Below are 19022 nucleotides of genomic sequence, written 5' to 3' on the forward strand. Positions count from 1 at the left end.
AAAGGGTTTGGCAATAGTTTATCGATTTTTAGCATCAGAAATTCCGAAAATACAAGAGGCTGTCTTTCCCGAATGGAATACTTTTCACCGGTATTTTTGAAAGTGCAGGAGCTTTAAGTCCCTCTTTGAATTCCTGGTTTCCGGTAATAATCAATGCCTCGTCCCAAAGATCAGATTTAATGAAGCGGGTGAGTGTATTGGCACCACCTTCAATTAGTACAGAGTTGATACCGAGCTGAAACAAGGTGTTAAGAATGGATTCCGGAGTCAGGTCATTTAAGCGGATAAACCGAAGATTGTTGACTTCTTTGTCTTCCAGTGAGTTGATTACGAGGGTTTTTCTGCCATCCGTGAATACGGAAGCTTCTTTTGGCGCCTGCAACTGCGGATCGATGATGATGCGAAGAGGATCCGGACCTTTGAATGCACGGGTTGTCAGGGAAGGATTGTCATTTTGGATGGTTCTCCAGCCTACCAGGATTGCTTGTTCCGTACTTCGGATCCGGTGCGTAACAACTTGTGTTTCTGGTTGTGAAATCCAGTTGATTCCGGCTTGATTTTCGGAGAACCTGTCACGGTCGATAAAACCGTCCTTTGTCTGCGCCCATTTTAAGGTGATGTAAGGCCTTTTCTTGGTATGGAAAGTGATGAAACGCTTATTCAATTCCCGAGCTTCTTTTTCAAGTATTCCGCAATCGACCTGTATTCCGGCATTTTTGAGTTTTTCAATTCCCCGTCCCGAAACTTCCGAAAAAGGATCAATTTGAGCAATCACCACACGTTTGAATTCCGAGCGGATCAATAAATCGGCGCAAGGTGGAGTTTTTCCGAAATGGGAGCAGGGTTCCAGCGTGACATAAATCGTAGCTTCTTTCAACAATGATTTGTCCTCTACGGAATTGACGGCATTGACTTCGGCATGTGCTTCACCGTATTTTTGATGGTATCCTTCGCCGATAATGGTGTCATTGAGAACGATAACCGCTCCAACCATCGGATTGGATTCGGTTGCAACACCTCCTAGTTTCGCCAATTGCAAAGCACGAAGCATGTATTTTTCATCGGAACTCATGGTATAAAATTACAAATTCCGGATTGATTGTAAAATGGATAAGGAAACTGTGCTGCCGCTTGTTTTATCAAAAGCTTGGCTTTTTCTTCTTTTCAATTGACTATTTTACATTTTCAATGACTACTTTCGGATCAAACAAACTGCTTTGGAAAAAATAACCTCTTACAAACCTTTGTGGTCGCTGCCTGTCATTGTTGCAGCATTGGGCTACTTCGTAGATATTTACGATCTGCTTCTATTTGGAATCGTTCGGGTTCCCAGTTTGCAAGGTCTTGGATTTACAGAGAGCGAAGTCACACAAGTCGGCACATGGATTGTCAACTGGCAGATGGGCGGTTTATTATTGGGAGGAATCCTGTGGGGAATCCTGGGAGATAAAAAAGGGAGGTTGTCGGTTCTTTTCGGTTCGATTGTGCTGTATTCTTTGGCCAATATCATGTGCGGATTCCTGCCTTATTTTCCGAATGACAAAGAGAACCTGACTTATACCTATGTTGCATTGCGTTTCATTGCCGGAATTGGATTGGCTGGGGAACTTGGAGCGGGAATTACACTTGTTTCAGAGGTTTTACCAAAAGAACTGCGGGCATTGGGAACTTCGCTGGTAGCCGGAATCGGTCTTTCCGGAGCTGTGGTTGCCAATTTGACTGTAAAGCTTACTCCCGATTGGAATATAGCCTATTTTATCGGTGGAGGAATGGGGATCGGATTGCTTTTGCTCCGGATCGGAGTCCTGGAATCCGGGATTTTTAATGAAACCAGGAAACGGGAGGTCAGCAGGGGAAATTTCGGGATGTTCTTTACCAACTGGAACCGTTTTTGGAGGTATTTGCGTTGTATCGGTATCGGTCTTCCCACCTGGTTTTGCATCGGGATCCTGGCTATGTTCGGAAATGTTTTCGGAAAAGAGTTGGGAATCAAAGGAGGGATTAGTCCCGGCGATGCGATCATGTGGGGATATATCGGGATTTCAGCGGGAGATATTTTCAGTGGAATTTTGAGCCATTGGCTGAAATCGCGCAGGAAATCCATTTTATGGATGATGGCATTCACCCTGATCAGTGTTATCTGGATCCTTTCAGGTACGATTCATACTGCAGATATGTATTATGTGATGTGTTGCTGGTTCGGTTTCGGAACCGGTTATTGGGCGATGTTCGTAACCATCGGAGCAGAACAGTTCGGGACCAATATCCGTTCTACGGCAGCTACGACTATTCCGAATATGGTGCGGGGAACGGTTATTTTGATGACCATCGGATTTGAATCCCTCATGGAATCCGGGTTCACTGTTTTGGTTTCTGCGGGAATTGTCGGGTTTATTTCCTTTGCTATCGGGATATACAGTACGTGGAGTATTTCCGAAACACACGGAAGAGACCTGGATTTTGTTGAGACAGATTCCTATAAGAACGAAGACCTAATTGACCAATAATTAATATATTCAACGAATTATTCTTTTAAAAAAGAAAATCCCTGATGGAAATAGATCTGCACGCAAAACCTTCCAAACCGAAACCGTGGTATAAAGCTTTATATTTTCAAGTTATTGTTGCAATTGTTGCAGGAGTCTTACTTGGATATTTTAACAGGGATTGGGGAATTGACATGAAGCCTCTCGGAGACGGGTTCATCAATCTGGTGAAAATGATGATCGCACCGTTGATTTTCCTGACGGTAAGTTTGGGAATTGCCGGAATGAATGATATGAAGAAAGTTGGTAAAGTAGCAGGAAAGGCGCTGTTGTATTTTATCAGTTTTTCGACCCTAGCACTCATTATCGGACTTGTCTCCAGTCATTTGATCCAACCCGGTGCCGGAATGAATATTGACCCGAAACAGCTGGATACGAGTAAAATAGATACCTATATCAGTTCGTACAAGCATGAAGGAGAAACAACTGCTGATTCGCATCCGGCAGAAACTGTTACAGTCAGTACGAAAGATTCACTGAAGCGAGCTGTCAAAACACCAGTAACGACCAAACCGGTTGAAAAGAAGGAAGAACACTCGTTCTCCAAATTTATCCTGGATATTATCCCCAAGACGTTCCTTGGGGCATTGACGGGAGAGAGCATCCTCCAGGTGTTGTTTGTAGCAATTCTTTTCGGGCTTGGATTGGCTTTCACTGCAGATAAGAGTCAGCCGGTTATTGATTTTCTGAAGCTGCTTACTCATCCGATCTTCAAGATCATGGCTATCCTGATGAAATTAGCTCCGTTGGGAGCCTTCGGAGCGATGGCGTTTACCGTTGGTAATTTTGGGATCCAGGTTTTATGGGATTTGGGTAAACTGGTCGGCACCTTCTATTTGACATCTGCATTCTTTGTGGTCGTGGTGCTTGGCCTGGTCGGACGATACAACGGGTTCAATATTTTAAAATTACTCCGCTATCTGAAAGATGAATTGTTCCTTGTTTTCGGAACCAGTTCTTCCGAGCCTGCCATGCCCGGATTAATGACCAAAATGGAAAATGCAGGATGCTCCAGTCAGGTGGTAGGTTTGGTTGTACCAACAGGATATTCTTTCAACCTGGATGGAACCAATATTTACATGACACTGGCAGCGTTGTTTATTGCACAGGCGTGTAATGTGGAATTGACCTGGACGCAGCAAATCACCCTTTTGCTGGTTGCGATGCTCAGTTCCAAAGGAGCAGCGGGAGTCACAGGAGCAGGTTTTATAACACTTGCAGCAACATTGGCTGTCGTTCCCGATATCCCGGTCGAAGGGATTGCGATTATTTACGGAGTAGATAAATTTATGTCCGAATGCCGCGCCTTGACGAACCTAATCGGAAATGCCGTTGCGACGATTGTTGTGGCCCGCTGGGAAAAGCAATTGGATCCGGAGGCATTGAAGAAAGCCCTTAAGTAATTCCGAATTATTTTTTAGATTTACAGTATTCTAATGGTCTTGTAAATAGGATTTAAAGTCCGTTTCGGCGGATAATCGGTTTCTATATGAAAACCGATCCTGCAATCTTTTCCCACTTAGTAGGTTCCGGAGTAACGGGTGTTGGTGTCTTTTCCTTCGTACAGGCAAAAAACATACTAACCCCAACAATCAATGTTGGGATTAGTAAATGATATTTTTGAATGAAACTCATTTTCTCAAATCAATGCTGTTTCACCGCTATCTGTTTACAATCACAAGCGTAATAAGGTGTTACATCCGAGATATAATAATTTATATTAGTCTTGTTAAAACGAAGTTTAATTGTATCGTTATTCCAATTATTATAATAATCAGATATCCCAGCACTCAATTTCCATCTTTTATTATTTGAATCATACAAAGGATCCCCCCCCCCAATTCTTATATACATAGGGATTGAACTAAAATCTACTTGAAGAGCTATAAACGTAAAATTGTTATCAAAATTTTCAAATCGAATAGAGTCTTCATTAGTAGCATCATTATGAATATGTACTAAATCCATATCATATAAATAAACACCTGTGGTGTCATAAACTTTGTAATGTCCTGCGATTTTTTCCCATTTCGTTGGCTCCGGTGTAACCGGTGTCGGTGTTTTTTCCTTCGAACAGGCAAAAAACATACTAACCCCGACAATGAATGTCGGGATTAGTAAATGATATTTTTGAATGAAACTCATTTTCTCAAATCAATGCTGTTTTACCGCTATCTGCTTGCAATTACACGCATAATAAGCAGTTAAATCAGAAATATAATAATTGATGTTTGTTTTCTGAAAATTTAAATGAATGGTGTCATTTCTGAAATTATTGTATTCTTCAGATATACCTGCACTCAATTTCCACCTCTTAGAATTCGAATCATAAAGGGTATCATGTCCACCAATTGATACACACATTGGGAAATTCATAGGACTAGGATATAATTGCTTAACAGTAAAAGTAAATTCGGAATCAAAATTTTCAAATCTCAAAGAATCAATTTGCTCACTTACATGAATATGTATTAAATCCATGTCGTATAAATACACCCCCGTTGTGTCATACACCTTATAATGTCCTGCAATTTTTTCCCACTTAGTAGGTTCAGGGGTAACGGGCGTTGGTGTCTTTTCCTTGGTACAGGAAAAAAATAGACTAACCCCGACAATGAATGCCGGGATTAGTAATTGGTATCTTTTAATGAAACCCATCTTTCAGAATTAATGCTGTTTCACAGCAATCTGCTTACAATCACATGCATAATAAGGCGTAAGATCCGAAATGTAGTAATTGATGTTGGTTTTATCAAAACGGAGATTTATGGTGTCATTACTATAATTATTATAATCTAAATAACTTGGGCCAAATATTCTCCACCTCTTAGAATTCGAATCATAAAGAAGATTATGTACTCCAATTGCAATATTCATTGGTGCGTTGGAAGTCTCTTCTTGTTGAGTAGTAAAAGTAAATTCTCCATCAAAATTTTCGAATCGGATCGAATCTCTATTTGTTGCATTATTATGACTATGAATCAAATCCATGTCGTACAAATACACCCCCGTTGTGTCGTACACCTTGTAATGTCCTGCAATTTTTTCCCACTTAGTTGGTTCCGGTGTGACGGGAGTCGGCGTTTTTTCCTTTGTACAGGCAAAAAACATACTAACCCCGACAATGAATGCCGGGATTAGTAATTGGTATCTTTTAATGAAACCCATCTTTACATTTTTACTACCTTCCGAACAGCATAAGTTGTTCCGGAATATATACGAATATAATACGTTCCCTTGGAATAATTTGTTAAAGAAAAGCTTAAATTCTCCGCTTTCTCTTTGTGTGAGAGCATAACGCCTTTATCGTCGAATATCTGATAATACACGTCATCTGATCCAGTACCTGAAATCTTTACTAAATCAGTTGTCGGATTTGGGGATAAACTTAGCTCTTTATCAAAACGTTCATGTTCGGCAATAGACTCCTCCAACTGCCTTTGCTGTTCAGGTCCTAGAGGTGAATCTGAAAGTGTTGCTTCGGCTTGTTGTGTTCCTCCGGGTGCTTGCACCATTCCATTACTTCCAAATACCTCAATAAATCCATGCATAGTTACTTCCTGACCGTTACAGCCGTAGAGGGTAAGAACGTAGGTATAAACTCCTGAATTTGGTCTAACATTGTTGCCCCACATGTTTTCAGTGTAGCCATCCCACCATATCGAAGAATGAGCAATCGGGTTTTCCGGTGCTGGGGATTCAAAAGAACAACAAGCACTTCCTATTTGTCCCGTAGACCCAATATTATTCATTAAATTTTGATGATTATCGACGATTTCAAAACTATATCCTTTTGCATTAAAGGCACAAAAAGGATGATAAGTATCTGTTACCTGAATGAAATCATTTGTTGGGTCTTCATCGCCAAAATTCATAAAAAACGGGTTGGGTAATTCATCATAGGTAAATCCAGCCCAATCGGAACAACAGTCTTCGCAATCGGTTATACACGTTGTCGGTTCAATAATACCTTCATAACCTGGTCCAGCATCCCAAAAAGTACCGTAATCAAGAGTTTTTCCTGCAATGAAGGTTACATTCGCATCTCCGGTAGAAACAACCTGAGTGAAACCTGATTGTATGCATTTCCCGGCTTTTGTTTCTGCCGGAAGTGGCGTTCCGCTTGGGGTTCTGTTCTCATAACTGATACAAACAGGACATTGATCACAAACCACGATAATTCGAAACTTGAAAATACTGGTATCAGGATCGCAAGCATTGTTATCAAATGCCGTAATTTGATAGTAATATTCACCAACGGAGGTCCCTAATGAAGTCATCCAACTAAAAGAAAATACTCCTCCAGATGAACCAGGGGGAATAGTAATAAATCCCGGTGGAATATTGGTGTTTGGTATAAGATCAATCTCTTCATTTGGATGATCATTAGACAACAATGAATTAAAAAAAACAGCGTCTCCCTGGCTTACATAATAGGTATATTCTCCTGTCCCATTAATTCCATCCATCCATGGTGCTATATTATTTTGTGAATTGACATTCAAAGTCAACGTTTCCGTATGCGTGCATCCTTCCGGAGTGGTCACTGTAACTGAATAAGTTGCATTTCCTACGGTTGGCGTTACTGTGAGTGTTTTCAATCCAACACCGGAACTTAATGTATCATTCGTCTGAGTCCAAGTGTAAACCCATCCATTGTCTCCTGTGACTTGCAGATCAACTGGAAAATTCTCACAGACGGGGTTGCCGTCAAAGATGAAATCTATGTCAGGGTCTGCAATACAAAACTCTACCGTAGCGACATCCTTACAGACACCATAGACTGTTAGTTCTGCCCTGTAACAACTCCCCGGAATTGGAAATTGTAACGTGGGAGTTAAAGTGCCTGCCGTGCCTTGGATTATTCCAGAACTATAAAAAAGTTGGTTTCCAGTAGTTGTATTATAAATGTTCCATTCGTAAGAAGTTTCATTTGCTGAAGCCGTTCCGTCCAAAGTCACTTGTTCACCGAAACAAAGTACTGGTTCGGAAGCACTTAGACTCGCTTGAGCAAGTGGAGTGGTTGGAGGAATAGTCATAACGCTAACACTATCTACCAAATAAACAATAGTTTCGGGAGCTGCTCCTCCAAACGGACCAATTGTCACATAATGTGTTACACTGTTCTGAGCGGTAAAACAGGCTTTTAGCTTTACACATTGTGTACTGGTTATAACTTCTGAAATTAATGGTGTAGTTGAAGTTATAGCAGGAGTTGGAACCGTTTCAGTAATTGCTAAACCTACTCTCCTCAACGATTCTGTTGTGTAATCTTTTTTGATCCAAAAAGATACTTCATAAATCTGTCCGGCAGTTAAAGGCAGCGTTGTACCGTACAAATACTCTATGTAACCAGTACTATTAAGACCGAACCGACCACATCCCGCACCAAAACAAGAGCTTCCGGTAACCGAATTCGGAACGCAAGGGTTAATCAAATCGCATGTGCCAATAAGATTGTGCCAGTATGCTCCATATTCGATATTATAAGCATCAACGGTTCCCGACGGTGCAACTCCATCGCATTCTTCAAAGCTCCCGTTCAGCATCATATCCTGTGCGTTTGCATTTGCTGTTATCCCTAACAACAAAAGGACTAAGAATAAATACTTACTCATTAGTTCTGTGTTTTTTCCAATTCAGCCAATTTCGCCTGCAATACTTCTACCTGCTGCTTCAATACTTCGGTATTCTTGTTTTGCTGGATCAGGTACAAAGTCAGTTCTTCTACTTTTTCCATTAGAATCTTGTTCATTTCCATAACGTCTGCACCGTCAACTTTCAATTCTTGTTCAGATGGTACGTTAGGCAAGTGTTTTTCTTTCTTTACAAACGATTCTACTTCGCTTAAAGGCATCAAGTGATAAGTCGGTTCAAACACATAATCCGCCCACGTATCCAAATCCAGTTTCATTCTGCGTCCGCGAATCAATCCGGTTGTTTCAACTTTGAAAGTTTGCAATGAACCACTTCTAAGTTCCAATGAACCTTCTGTACCCAAATGGAAAATCGTTGTTGTTCCGTTGTCTATATCCATTGCTCCATTAGCTTGTAATAGAAATGGAGTTCTACTAGTCGCAGTATTGACAACTTCCATAATTTTAGTATCGGCATTATCGTATTCAAAATACATCAAACGCTGGTAAGGCTTGGTATTTCCCACTGTATTTGACTGAATTGCAGCAGTTCTGTTTGTATTGACAATACTCAATTTGGAAAAGGTATTCAGATCAGAACCGATGGAAATGGAACCTTGAGCCCATAAATTGGAACTTACCTTCGCTTCACCTACAACATCAAGCTGCCTGGTTGGTGTGGAAGTCCCGATTCCGACAAGGACTTGCGGGCATTCACTGAACAATTTGTTCGGTCCGTTTGCCCAAGTCGGACTTGTAACGGTACCTCCGGCCAAATCACAATTCCGGGAATAGATTATGTCTCTTAAAGTTCCGACAGCAAGTTTTTTAGTGATTCCATTTTCACCACTAGCGAGAATTGTTTCGCCGTTAAGCCCATCCAATTGAGCAATATTAGGTAGGTATAAGTCTCCTTCGACTTTTAAATCTTCTCCAACAAGTGCGTTGGATGCCATGACTACCGAATCATTCACAGTAAGTGTAGAATCAATACGTGTTGAACCCGCGACAGTCAAACGTGCAGTTGGTGCAGTTGAACCTGTTCCTAATCCAACATTTCCATTTTCTGAAATGGTGTTTTCTTGCGCAAAGAATTGTCCTGAAATAAATAAAGCTGATACTGACAGCAAATAAGTGATTTTTTTCATAAGTTTTTGTTTTTTAGAATGCCGATATTAGTATAATACAAAGACATTTTCGGCTTGAATGTCAACGCATGATTTAAGTTTTTAAAAAATGGGAAAAAGATTCTAGGTGCTGTTCAATGTTGAATTTCGAAGCATATCAGTGAATAATTTGTTTTGTGGATATTAAATGACTTATTTCAGATTCGTTACAAAAGTAGTCTGCACGATAGTAATCTATTTACGTTCTGTCTGTAAGCGAAAAAATAATATAGAAGGCATTTTAAATCGTGTTAAGCAGTTAAGTTCTTTGCGGTTATTATTATCCCAGGTTTCCTTTTGTACCAACCGAATGAAGGATTTCTACTTTATGTGAACCGTCTAATCCGCTGGCATCACGCATTTCCTGGAAAGCTTTGAAAGAAGGCACATTTAAAAGCTCGTTCTGCATATTTTCATCTGCATACTGCGAGTAATGGACAAATGAAACGCCGTCTTCTTTTACAAACACGCTGTATTTGAATTTCGAGGTATCCAATTGTTCGAAGTCTTTTAAAAAGATTTGAATGTTTTCCTTATTCTTTTCAATGAATTCCGGTTTTATCCGGTAGCTTACAATTACTGAGATCATAGTGTGAAGTTACGAATTACGAATTACGAATGGTGCATTTGATTTGTTTAGAACAGGTAATAACCCAAACGAAGGCCGAAATTCAGATTGAACCAGGTTTTTTGACCGGGAATGAGAACGAGATACAAGGATTGAGAATCACCGCCATTGACGAGCCTATCGAAATCGTGTTTTGTTTCAAAAGAGGATTTTACGTCCCTGAGTCGCATTCCAAATCCTGCAAAAACGTCGATGTATCCTTTCCTGAAAAGCTGTCCAACGCGGTGTTCGTAATTCAAATTGAAACAGCTGACCGTTTTTCGGGTATAAACTGTGATCGGAACATCGGGTTCTTCTTCATATGCATCGTGGTATTCAAAAGACTGCTTTTTATAGAAGTAGCTAATTGAAACAGCTGAATTTGAATGGGGGAATCGGTATTTGATCCGGAAATCAAGATTACCGCCTTTCATATTTTTCAGGGCATTGAAATTCGGAAAATAACCTCCACCGTTTATTGAGAAATAAAAAGTCCGGAATATTCTTACTTCTGTTCCCAGTTTGTAGCTGGATCCGTTGAAGAAATCCAGGAATGAGAGCGGGGAGATTTGCAGGGACATTCTTTCCCGTTTTGGAATAATAGTATCCGCCAGGGTGGTTTTGGAAAATCCAACCAGGAAAACGGTAACAACCAGTATGGACCGGATCTGCTTCATGATTTAATCCAAATAATCTTTCGGATATAACTTTTGTCCGTATTTTTCTGCCGTTTGGTTGGCAAAAGCAATTTGTTCAGGAGTTGGAGGAGCAGGATCCGGCAGTGTTCCGGAAGGAATTTTCCTGCCAGCCTCTTCAAAGAACCGGTCTAATCCGGCAGGGGCAACAATGCACAATAACCGTGCGTTTACAGAAGCTGTATTCTTAAAACAATGAATGGGCCCATCTAAGGGAATATGCACCAAATCTCCTTGTTTCGCAGGAATCCGGGTTTCTTTCGTGATCATTTCCACTTCCCCCTCCAATACATAAAAACACTCCTGGAATCCTTTGTGTTCGTGTGGGATTGGCCCGCCATTGGAAGGAACAAGCATTTCAATGATGGTCAATTGACCTTCCGAATGATTACTGCCTAATAAAATAGTATAAGCAGAAGCCCCGATTGCAATGGTTTCCGAGGAGGCGCTATTTGAAATTTGTATGGTCTTATTCATGAGCATTTTTAAGGTAAAGTAATACTTCCTGAAAGAATGAGTTGATCGTTTGATAAGGGATTGTCAAATTCAGCATCGCAAAAAGCCAAGTGCAGTTTGCCGTTTACGCGCGTTACATACACCTCAAAGCCTGCTTTCATAACAAATTCATAGAATCCGGAATTGATAGTAACGGATAATTCTTCCTGGTCCTCACCATCCGGACTTGATTGCCCGTTTGATTTGTAAACCCCTAATTTAGGTTGCACACCGCCGTTTCTGAAGGTAAATGTCAATGCAGTACTGGGCCCGCTTGTGGCTTCGATAAAGTAAACCGGTGGAAACTGGGTGTATTCCTGAATAGAAGTATATGTAACTCCACCAACTCCCAGAACGATTGTAGGAGTGGCATAATTATTCTGAACTGTGCAGGGTTCTGAAGGCGGGTCAATAACTGTAATTTGCACGGTTCCTCTTTTTTTTATGCATTTTCCGTCTATTACTTCTACAGAATAAGTTCCGGCATCGCTGAAATCCGCACTTTCTTTAACATACACATTGGGTTGATTATCAGTTTCCGGTTTCAGGAGGTCAACATGCGGTCCCTTCCAATGATAATCGTATTGATCGTAGTCGTCTGCTGGGGTCGATAACTTGATCGGCCAGCCAACTACGACTGTTTTTTTCTCTGCATAAAGAGGAATTTCTTCGCTGTTTTTAGAACATTTCTTTTCCTTGTTACAGGAAGGTATTGCCCATATGAATGCAAACAGGCAGTAAAAAATGTGGTGTATTTTCATCGGTTTCGGGTATTAGGATCTTTTTCCTTTGAAATAAGCATAAATTGCCATGGCGTGACCGTGTCCCAGGTTGTATTCTTCTTTCAGCCAGGCCACAATTTGTCCGGCTTTGGTTTCCGCGAGCAACTTTCCATCTTTCAGAAATCCTTTTTCATGAGCCAGTTTTTGAAATTCTTCCGCAGTTTTGCCGGTTTTCGCTTTGATGTTGTCTATGTATGCTTGAAAGGACATGTGATCGAATTAAAAGATTTGGATTAAAGGTAGGATTAATCTGAAAGATGAGAGCTTGGAGTACTGAAAAATTGAATGGATATTCTTCTGAAAATGGTATTTTTGCCATGATTTTCATAAACATTCAGAATGCGCCTAAATCAATTGATCATAGCTTTATTTCTTATTTTTCTTACATCCCGGAGTTATTCGCAGGATCTCACTATTTTCAGGGAAATGCCTGAATCAGGAGGGAAAATTATTGGTTTTTGGGGAAGTAAACTGATTTCGTGTAATACTGCTTTCGGCCTGGAACTGAAAATGCTGGATACAGCTGATGTGCAACCGAAAATCAAAACATTCAAAATCGGTCCGGAGGTTGAACATTCCAAAAATACCGCTGCAATAACGTGTTTTATTCACGATAATTTCATTTATGAAACGTATTATGTTTTTACCAATACCGTTATGCCCGGACACGCCGGAAATGCAAAAGGGTACACGGTGATCGTGAAGCGCGACTTGAGAACGATGCGGATTGTCAATCAGTGCATGATCAACCGCCTGAATACACAAGTCAAGTTTGTCAAAACCCTGAACGAAGGTTTTTATGTGTGTTTCGGTTATTCGTACATGTCTCATGGAAGAGGACTGAATTACCTGACTGCTGGTAATCCGTCTGAAATTATCCCGACGCTCATCAAAGGATTTGACTACGATCTGGAACCTTTGGTCTCGTTGGAACTGAGTGCGTACGAATCCCGTCTGAATCCTTATCTGAACGAGATTTCGGTGGACGAAAATTCTGCGTTGTGTGTTCCGATTGTTCAAAAAACACTAACAAAGGAGCAGGGAAAACTGCAAAAAGGAACCATCACTTTTTTGAGGGCCGATTTTTCAGGAGATTCGCTGAATACGACTCTGGAATATGAGTTGGAAGAAGGATTTCACATTCGTTCCGTGAAAGTTCGTTTTGATCAGGAATCAGCTGTTTATAAGGGGATTTTTATGATAAAAGGATTTTCCGGTGAAGCAACTGAATCCGATTCGAAATACGGGTATGTCTACCAGGAATGGGACGAATCAGGGAAATCTGTGCTCACGAAGTTGGCACCGCTGAAGAAAACTGAATTGGTCACTCGGGAGGTAATGAACCAATCGGACTTTGATGAGTCAAAAGCTTCCCGCTTGAATTTAGATGCCAATGTCTCGCTTTTTGAATTTTTGCGCGACGGAAGCGCTTTGTATGTTGTGAATACGATTGCTTCTCCTAATTTCATGAGAATCACGAATAGTAAATTCATCCTGTGTATTTCGGCAGACGGTGAGTTGAAATGGACCAAAATCCTTCCGTATTCTTCGAATGAATTGTATACCAATGCCTTTTTCTTTTTGCAAAACGATGAATTACACGTTTACACCAAAGAATTCGCGAAGAATTTCTCCACGGGAACTTATCTATACGATGATTCAAGGGAAATTGCAGACGGCTTGTCGGTTGTTTTGACGGAACGGATCATTGATTTGGAAGAAGGAAAGATCGTTTCTCATAAGCCGATCGTTAATCTGCAGTCCAGGAAATATGACTTCTTTTGGCCGGTTACGGAACTTGGCACGAACGATTATTTGCTCCGCTACCAGTTTACGAAAACCAATAAAAATAAATGGGTGAGGATCACTTATTAACTGAAGAGCAACTTATTCAGGTATTCAGCTTTCCATAAAATTAATTTCAGACTACTTATTGGAATTTTATCGAAGAAGGATAAAAAATCCTACTTCAACTCCTCCAAAGCTTTCTTCGTTCCGATGGCTGCTGTGATGTAATCGATTTCCCGTTTCGGTGAACGGGCAGGTGAGTGGCTTCTTCCGTAGAAAATGATCTGCAAATGCAGTTTGTTCCACAATTCGCGCGGGAAGAGCTTCTTGGCATCACGTTCGGTTTCTTCTACATTTTTACCGCTTGTCAGTCCCCAACGTGTCATAAGCCGATGAATGTGTGTATCAACAGGAAAAGCCGGAACTCCGAATGCCTGTGACATCACAACAGATGCTGTTTTATGTCCGACTCCGGGCAATGCTTCCAGTTCTTCAAAGGTTTGCGGAACTTCACCGTTGTGTTTATCAATGATGAGATGAGACAAATCGTAAATTGCCTGAGATTTTCGTGGAGAAAGGCCGCATGGTTTAATGATGTCGCGGATTTCTTCCACCGACAACTTGATCATGTCCTGTGGACGGGAAGCACGCTTGAAGAGAATCGGAGTGATCTTGTTGACACGTTCATCCGTACATTGTGCTGAAAGCAAAACGGCAATCAGTAAGGTGTAAGCATCCCAGTGGTCTAACGGAACGGGAGTTTCCGGATAACATTTCTCCAATTCATCAATTACATATTGCGCTTTTTCTTTTTTTGTCATGGTGAACAAAAGTAAACAATTTTGAGTGGGAAAATATGGGTGATTGATGTGGGCAGGCGATTAATCGCCTGCCCACATTTTCAAGTTTTAAATTAATTAATGTACTACGAAATGAACGGTTTTAGTTTCCGTATGCCCTTCGTGGTCCAATGCAGCCACAACTACCAGTTTTAATGGAGCGTAAACACTGTATGGGTTGGTTACCGCCTGATTGATCGTGAAGTTAGCAACGTGATCATCTATATCATTTTGATAAATGATCGAATCATTCGATGTGTTTGTAACGGTTACCTGGTATCCATGCAGATTTCCGGTCCCTACAATGTTTCCGGTAACGGAAAAATTCCCCTGGATCGTATCATTTTCATTCGGAGAGGTAATGGTAATCACCGCGGTCGGGTGATCTTCTTCTGTGTGATCATCATCCGTTGTTTTATCCTTTTTGCAGGCGGTTAAACTGATGCAGCTTACTAAAATTGTTGTTATAAAAAATGGTTTCATATCTAATTGAAAAAATAATTAAGTGAAATACTAAAAGCGGTTTTTTGACGGGAGTTTCCATCTCCCAGGTTTTGAGCGATCGGAATGTGGTAATTCCCTTGGATCACCCAGGAATTAAATTGTACCGAAGCTCCGACAATTCCCGTAAGCACTTGTCCCTGAGTAGGAGAACTGGAAATTGCTTTCCTGTTCAGGTAATCAACACCGCTCCAGGAATATTGTGTTCCGGCATACATTCCCCAGGTCCGGAACTTGTATTGCCCGAACAAACTGGCGCTAAACAAGGATCCCGGGATGTATTTGTATTTATTTTCACCCCGGAGAATGTATTGGGATGTCTGCAATAAACTCCATTTCTTTTTTTGAAAAAAGAAGGAATTCTGAAACACCGCGTCAAAAGTTCCTGTTCCGGGATAGAGGTACAAATCGATATCATTGGGATTCGTAAATTTCCCGATCGGGCTTTTTACCCCGGCTCCCACAATCCAGCGAAATAATTGTGCTTTTGCGCTGTCTTGTTTGTTGAACAGGAAGAAGTTAACCATTAAGGTAGGATCTCCCAAGCCATTCTTCTGAGAAACGGTATCCCGGGTTACATGCTTATTGAATCCAATCGGCAGGGAAAGCTGGATCTGCCATTTTTTTGAAAGGCGCAGTTGTCCCAATACATCCAACCGCTGGAAATAATCAGTGCTGTGTTCTATACCATTTCCGAAAACTTCCGGATGCTCGCTCTTATAGAGGCGGTATTGATAATTCAGTCCGATACTCGTTCGATTGCCTTGTGCCAATGTTCCCAACCCATGGGTGGAGTTAAAAGCCCCACACCCGCAGACGTCACAAGACAGTGCATTTTGGTACACGACAAAACACACGAAAAAGGATAAGATTTTTTTCATGTTGCTGTATTAATAAATTCTGAGAAATAGTTATACGAAAAGGAGCATGTAGCATTTTAGCCCGCGGATTACGCAGATTTCTCAGAAACTTGATGAGCTAAACTACATTTATTTCGTATGTGAGTGATATTTAATGAATATGCATACTACTAGCAGTAACGAATTCATTTAAAGAGTAACCAATAAAATCAGCGTAATCAGTGCTATTAGCGGGAAATATTCAAAAAATAGTTTACCCTACGATAGCAGGTGGGTGGAATACGGAGCCTGAAAAGGAGATCAGTTTCTGGTTTTGATAAAAGAAAACAGCCGTTTCTTTTAAAGATGAAATAAAGAGGTTTTCGAAAGGAACCGGTTTTTGAGAATCTGCATTCCAAACATTTTCTTTCAGTTTCAAAGGCATTTTCGGAACAGGCTGATTTTTCTTTTCCTCCTGTTCCAATTTTTTTAACTGTTTGGCCAAATAACATTTACCGTCGCAATGAAGCATTGGTTTTTTCTTATTGACACAGTATTTTGCTGCGAGTTCGACCTGGTTGTTGTAAAACCAGACGTTCCATGAGAATGCCGCAATATCCTTCCATAGTAAGGCAATTACAAAAACAATACTCAATATGCCCGCGGTTCTTTTCAAATCATTATCAGTAAATTGATGGGAAAGTTGCCGGGTCCGCTTCGTTCATAATAGAATAAGCTGTTTCCACAATGTCATCAATACTTGGTTTGGAAAAATAATCCCCGTCTGTTCCGTAAGCAGGTCTGTGATCCTTTGCGCTTAATGTTACCGGAGCTGAATCCAAATGAACGTATCCGCCTTGTTTTACCAGAATTTGGTCTAACAAGAAGGCTGTTGCACCTGAACTTACATCTTCGTCGACAATCATCAAACGGTTTGTTTTTTTCAACGATTCCGCAACCATTCCATGGATGTCAAACGGAAGTAAGGTTTGTGCATCAATCAATTCAACCGAAATTCCCATTTCAGTCAGTGATTTTACGGCAACTTCACACAGATTGAAAGTCGAACCGTAAGAAACCAGCGTTAAATCTGTTCCTTCTGCTACAACTTCCGGGATTCCGAGTGGAGTAGTGAAGCTTCCGATATTGGAAGGCATTTCTTCTTTGATCCGGTATCCGTTGAGCGGCTCAATTACCAAAGCAGGTTCGTCGGCCTGCATCAGGGTATTGTAGAAACCTGCCGCTTTTGTCATATTTCTTGGGACACAAACATGCACTCCCCGAATGGAATTGATAATCATTCCCATTGGAGATCCGCTGTGCCAGATTCCTTCCAAACGGTGTCCGCGGGTTGAAACGATTAACGGTGCTTTTTGTCCGCCTTTTGTTCTGTATTGTACTGTTGCCAAATCGTCAGACATGATCTGAATTCCATACAATAGGTAATCCAGGTATTGAATTTCCGCGATCGGGCGCAATCCGCGCATCGCCATTCCGATTCCTTGTCCGATAATGGTGCATTCACGGATTCCGACATCCGAAACACGCAATGTTCCGAATTGTTCCTGCAGCCCTTCCAGTGATTGGTTTACTCCTCCGATTTTTCCTGCATCTTCACCGAAAATCAATGCTTCCGGGTGCTTTTCAAAGATTGCTTTGAAGTTATCACGCAGGATAATCCGACCATCTTCCATGTGCCCGCTTCCATCGTAAGCAGGAGCAACAGCTTTTACTTTTAAGGCACTGTTTTCGGAATTGGAGTATAAATAGCTGCTGTAACGATCTGCGTTGTTTTCAGTTTCCTGTTTCAGCCAGGCAATGAGAGCAGTTCTTGAGGGAATATTTTCATCCCGAACGAGGCGCAATACTTTTCGAACAGTATTGAATACGTCTTTGCGAATCGGGTTCATTGTTTTTTGAAGCAGTTCGATTTCACGTTTAATAAAGACGCTGTTTGAGCTTTCATTTGCAAGAGTTTCCAGCACTGCAACCGCACGGTCCATATCCTGCTTCAGATCCTGGGTAAACATGGTCCATGCCTCTTTCTTTTGCTCATTTACATATTCTTTCGCTTCTTTCGCGATTTGTGCCAATTCTTCTTCCGTAGCTAATTTTTGACCGTCCGCATCAAAGTTCAGGATCCATTCCTTGAATTTGTTAATACAATCAAAGTCGGATTCCCACTGCAAACGCGCAGCATCTTTGTAGCGTTCGTGTGACCCGGAAGTAGAGTGACCTTGCGGCTGATTCACCTCTTTGACGTGAACCAATACCGGAATGTGTTCGTTTCGAGCTAATTCTACTGCTTTTTCGTATGTTTCGCATAAGTGGGCGTAATCCCAACCTTTGGTTACGAAGATCTCATAGCCTTTGGAATCCGCAGAGCGCTGCATTCCGCTCAATGCTTCTGAAATACTTCCTTTGGTTGTTTGATGCTCACGAGGAACTGAGATTCCATATCCGTCGTCCCAAACCGACATAACCATCGGAACCTGTAACACTCCGGCAGCATTGATGGTTTCCCAGAAAGGGCCTTCAGAGGTAGATGCATCACCGATGGTACCGAAAGCAACTTCGTTTCCACCGTTGGAGAATTTTTTGAATGCTTCGAGGTCTTTTAAAGTAGGATGTTCCCGGTATACTTTTGAAGCTTGAGCCAATCCTAATAAACGCGGCATTTGTCCGGCAGTAGGAGAGATGTCTGCTGATGAGTTTTTTTGTTTGGTCAGGTCTTTCCAGTCACCGTTCTCATCCAGGTTACGGGTGGAAAAATGTCCTCCCATTTGGCGTCCTGCAGATTGCGGTTCGATGATTTCGTTTGTATGACCGAAAAGTCCGGAGAAATATTCGCGCACGTTTAATTGGTCTATAGCCATCATCAGGGTTTGGTCGCGGTAATATCCCGAGCGGAAGTCCCCGTCTTTGAATTGTTTTGCCAATGCAATTTGTGCCAATTCCTTTCCGTCGCCGAAGATTCCAAACTTTGCTTTACCAGTAAGCACTTCTTTTCGTCCTAGAAGCGAGGTTTCTCTTGAAATAGTTGCCAAACGAAAGTCTTTCAAAACTTCCGATTTGAATGTATTAAAATCAACTGCGATCAGTTCTTCCTGGGGTGTTTGTGCTGCCAT

19 protein-coding genes are annotated in these 19022 nt (G+C 41.3%); 3 read left to right on the forward strand and 16 right to left on the reverse strand.

The genetic code is table 11. The features are described from left to right. Nucleotides 1-34: 34 nt before the first annotated feature. The gene (gene ribD / locus FO442_RS00130; RefSeq protein ID WP_144331105.1) at nucleotides 35-1072 is read right to left on the reverse strand and encodes a bifunctional diaminohydroxyphosphoribosylaminopyrimidine deaminase/5-amino-6-(5-phosphoribosylamino)uracil reductase RibD; all 1038 of its coding nucleotides are present in this window, start codon (nucleotides 1070-1072) and stop codon (nucleotides 35-37) included. A 145-nt stretch (nucleotides 1073-1217) separates the two neighbouring features. On the opposite strand from ribD, the gene FO442_RS00135 reads away from it, so the two are divergent. Both FO442_RS00135 and FO442_RS00140 read left to right on the forward strand, forming a co-directional pair. Further along, nucleotides 1218-2507, forward strand: coding sequence for an MFS transporter (locus tag FO442_RS00135; RefSeq protein ID WP_144331106.1), 1290 nt, complete (start codon nucleotides 1218-1220; stop codon nucleotides 2505-2507). Nucleotides 2508-2551: 44 nt separating this feature from the next. Beyond that, on the forward strand, nucleotides 2552-3949 hold the full coding sequence (locus FO442_RS00140; protein WP_144331107.1) for a dicarboxylate/amino acid:cation symporter: 1398 nt from the start codon (nucleotides 2552-2554) through the stop codon (nucleotides 3947-3949). 241 nt (nucleotides 3950-4190) lie between these two features. Here FO442_RS00140 and FO442_RS00145 read toward each other — a convergent pair whose 3' ends face one another. From FO442_RS00145 to FO442_RS00190, 10 genes are all read right to left on the reverse strand, one after another. After that, nucleotides 4191-4691: a hypothetical protein gene (locus tag FO442_RS00145; RefSeq protein ID WP_144331108.1), complete on the reverse strand. Its 501-nt coding sequence runs from the start codon at nucleotides 4689-4691 to the stop codon at nucleotides 4191-4193. 9 nt (nucleotides 4692-4700) lie between these two features. Beyond that, nucleotides 4701-5204, reverse strand: a complete 504-nt coding sequence (locus FO442_RS00150; protein WP_144331109.1) for a hypothetical protein — start codon at nucleotides 5202-5204, stop codon at nucleotides 4701-4703. 9 nt (nucleotides 5205-5213) lie between these two features. After that, entirely contained in the window at nucleotides 5214-5714 is a 501-nt protein-coding gene (locus FO442_RS00155) for a hypothetical protein (protein ID WP_144331110.1), read from the reverse strand. Nucleotides 5715-5716: 2 nt separating this feature from the next. Continuing rightward, nucleotides 5717-8164 (reverse strand): T9SS type A sorting domain-containing protein, encoded by a 2448-nt coding sequence (locus FO442_RS00160; protein WP_144331111.1) that lies wholly within the window; start codon nucleotides 8162-8164, stop codon nucleotides 5717-5719. Then, on the reverse strand, nucleotides 8164-9330 hold the full coding sequence (locus FO442_RS00165; RefSeq protein ID WP_144331112.1) for a hypothetical protein: 1167 nt from the start codon (nucleotides 9328-9330) through the stop codon (nucleotides 8164-8166). The genes FO442_RS00160 and FO442_RS00165 overlap by 1 nt, the downstream gene beginning before the upstream one ends. Nucleotides 9331-9628: 298 nt before the next feature. Next, nucleotides 9629-9937: a hypothetical protein gene (locus tag FO442_RS00170; RefSeq protein WP_144331113.1), complete on the reverse strand. Its 309-nt coding sequence runs from the start codon at nucleotides 9935-9937 to the stop codon at nucleotides 9629-9631. Between the two features lie 47 nt (nucleotides 9938-9984). Further along, nucleotides 9985-10632 carry a hypothetical protein gene (locus FO442_RS00175; protein WP_144331114.1) on the reverse strand — a complete coding sequence of 216 codons (648 nt, stop codon included), beginning with the start codon at nucleotides 10630-10632 and terminating at the stop codon, nucleotides 9985-9987. A 3-nt stretch (nucleotides 10633-10635) separates the two neighbouring features. Beyond that, nucleotides 10636-11127 carry a cupin domain-containing protein gene (locus FO442_RS00180; RefSeq protein ID WP_186279787.1) on the reverse strand — a complete coding sequence of 164 codons (492 nt, stop codon included), beginning with the start codon at nucleotides 11125-11127 and terminating at the stop codon, nucleotides 10636-10638. Nucleotides 11128-11135: 8 nt separating this feature from the next. Next, nucleotides 11136-11906 (reverse strand): hypothetical protein, encoded by a 771-nt coding sequence (locus FO442_RS00185; protein WP_144331116.1) that lies wholly within the window; start codon nucleotides 11904-11906, stop codon nucleotides 11136-11138. 12 nt (nucleotides 11907-11918) lie between these two features. Then, complete coding sequence (locus FO442_RS00190) at nucleotides 11919-12137, reverse strand: DUF4287 domain-containing protein (RefSeq protein ID WP_144331117.1); 219 nt, start codon at nucleotides 12135-12137, stop codon at nucleotides 11919-11921. 216 nt (nucleotides 12138-12353) lie between these two features. Here FO442_RS00190 and FO442_RS00195 point away from each other — a divergent pair, with 216 nt between their 5' ends. Then, entirely contained in the window at nucleotides 12354-13802 is a 1449-nt protein-coding gene (locus FO442_RS00195) for a hypothetical protein (protein WP_144331118.1), read from the forward strand. Nucleotides 13803-13891: 89 nt separating this feature from the next. Here FO442_RS00195 and nth read toward each other — a convergent pair whose 3' ends face one another. From nth to FO442_RS00220, 5 genes are all read right to left on the reverse strand, one after another. Beyond that, the gene (gene nth, locus FO442_RS00200) at nucleotides 13892-14536 is read right to left on the reverse strand and encodes an endonuclease III (RefSeq protein ID WP_144331119.1); all 645 of its coding nucleotides are present in this window, start codon (nucleotides 14534-14536) and stop codon (nucleotides 13892-13894) included. Between the two features lie 96 nt (nucleotides 14537-14632). Continuing rightward, nucleotides 14633-15037, reverse strand: coding sequence for a hypothetical protein (locus FO442_RS00205; protein WP_144331120.1), 405 nt, complete (start codon nucleotides 15035-15037; stop codon nucleotides 14633-14635). 2 nt (nucleotides 15038-15039) lie between these two features. Continuing rightward, complete coding sequence (locus FO442_RS00210) at nucleotides 15040-15936, reverse strand: hypothetical protein (RefSeq protein ID WP_144331121.1); 897 nt, start codon at nucleotides 15934-15936, stop codon at nucleotides 15040-15042. A 232-nt stretch (nucleotides 15937-16168) separates the two neighbouring features. Beyond that, nucleotides 16169-16570 carry a hypothetical protein gene (locus FO442_RS00215; protein WP_144331122.1) on the reverse strand — a complete coding sequence of 134 codons (402 nt, stop codon included), beginning with the start codon at nucleotides 16568-16570 and terminating at the stop codon, nucleotides 16169-16171. A 7-nt stretch (nucleotides 16571-16577) separates the two neighbouring features. Continuing rightward, nucleotides 16578-19022, reverse strand: coding sequence for an alpha-ketoacid dehydrogenase subunit alpha/beta (locus FO442_RS00220; protein WP_144331123.1), 2445 nt, complete (start codon nucleotides 19020-19022; stop codon nucleotides 16578-16580).

Source organism: Fluviicola chungangensis (assembly GCF_007558725.1).
In the GTDB taxonomy this organism is placed as follows: domain Bacteria; phylum Bacteroidota; class Bacteroidia; order Flavobacteriales_D; family Crocinitomicaceae; genus Fluviicola; species Fluviicola chungangensis.

Coding starts and splice junctions, on each gene's coding strand:
- ribD (WP_144331105.1), bottom strand. CDS start 1,072: ATGAGTTCCGATGAAAAATACATGCTTCGTGCTTTGCAATTGGCGAAA.
- FO442_RS00140 (WP_144331107.1), top strand. CDS start 2,552: ATGGAAATAGATCTGCACGCAAAACCTTCCAAACCGAAACCGTGGTAT.
- FO442_RS00145 (WP_144331108.1), bottom strand. CDS start 4,691: ATGAGTTTCATTCAAAAATATCATTTACTAATCCCGACATTCATTGTC.
- FO442_RS00150 (WP_144331109.1), bottom strand. CDS start 5,204: ATGGGTTTCATTAAAAGATACCAATTACTAATCCCGGCATTCATTGTC.
- FO442_RS00155 (WP_144331110.1), bottom strand. CDS start 5,714: ATGGGTTTCATTAAAAGATACCAATTACTAATCCCGGCATTCATTGTC.
- FO442_RS00160 (WP_144331111.1), bottom strand. CDS start 8,164: ATGAGTAAGTATTTATTCTTAGTCCTTTTGTTGTTAGGGATAACAGCA.
- FO442_RS00165 (WP_144331112.1), bottom strand. CDS start 9,330: ATGAAAAAAATCACTTATTTGCTGTCAGTATCAGCTTTATTTATTTCA.
- FO442_RS00170 (WP_144331113.1), bottom strand. CDS start 9,937: ATGATCTCAGTAATTGTAAGCTACCGGATAAAACCGGAATTCATTGAA.
- FO442_RS00175 (WP_144331114.1), bottom strand. CDS start 10,632: ATGAAGCAGATCCGGTCCATACTGGTTGTTACCGTTTTCCTGGTTGGA.
- FO442_RS00180 (WP_186279787.1), bottom strand. CDS start 11,127: ATGAATAAGACCATACAAATTTCAAATAGCGCCTCCTCGGAAACCATT.
- FO442_RS00185 (WP_144331116.1), bottom strand. CDS start 11,906: ATGAAAATACACCACATTTTTTACTGCCTGTTTGCATTCATATGGGCA.
- FO442_RS00190 (WP_144331117.1), bottom strand. CDS start 12,137: ATGTCCTTTCAAGCATACATAGACAACATCAAAGCGAAAACCGGCAAA.
- FO442_RS00195 (WP_144331118.1), top strand. CDS start 12,354: ATGCCTGAATCAGGAGGGAAAATTATTGGTTTTTGGGGAAGTAAACTG.
- nth (WP_144331119.1), bottom strand. CDS start 14,536: ATGACAAAAAAAGAAAAAGCGCAATATGTAATTGATGAATTGGAGAAA.
- FO442_RS00205 (WP_144331120.1), bottom strand. CDS start 15,037: ATGAAACCATTTTTTATAACAACAATTTTAGTAAGCTGCATCAGTTTA.
- FO442_RS00210 (WP_144331121.1), bottom strand. CDS start 15,936: ATGAAAAAAATCTTATCCTTTTTCGTGTGTTTTGTCGTGTACCAAAAT.
- FO442_RS00220 (WP_144331123.1), bottom strand. CDS start 19,022: ATGGCAGCACAAACACCCCAGGAAGAACTGATCGCAGTTGATTTTAAT.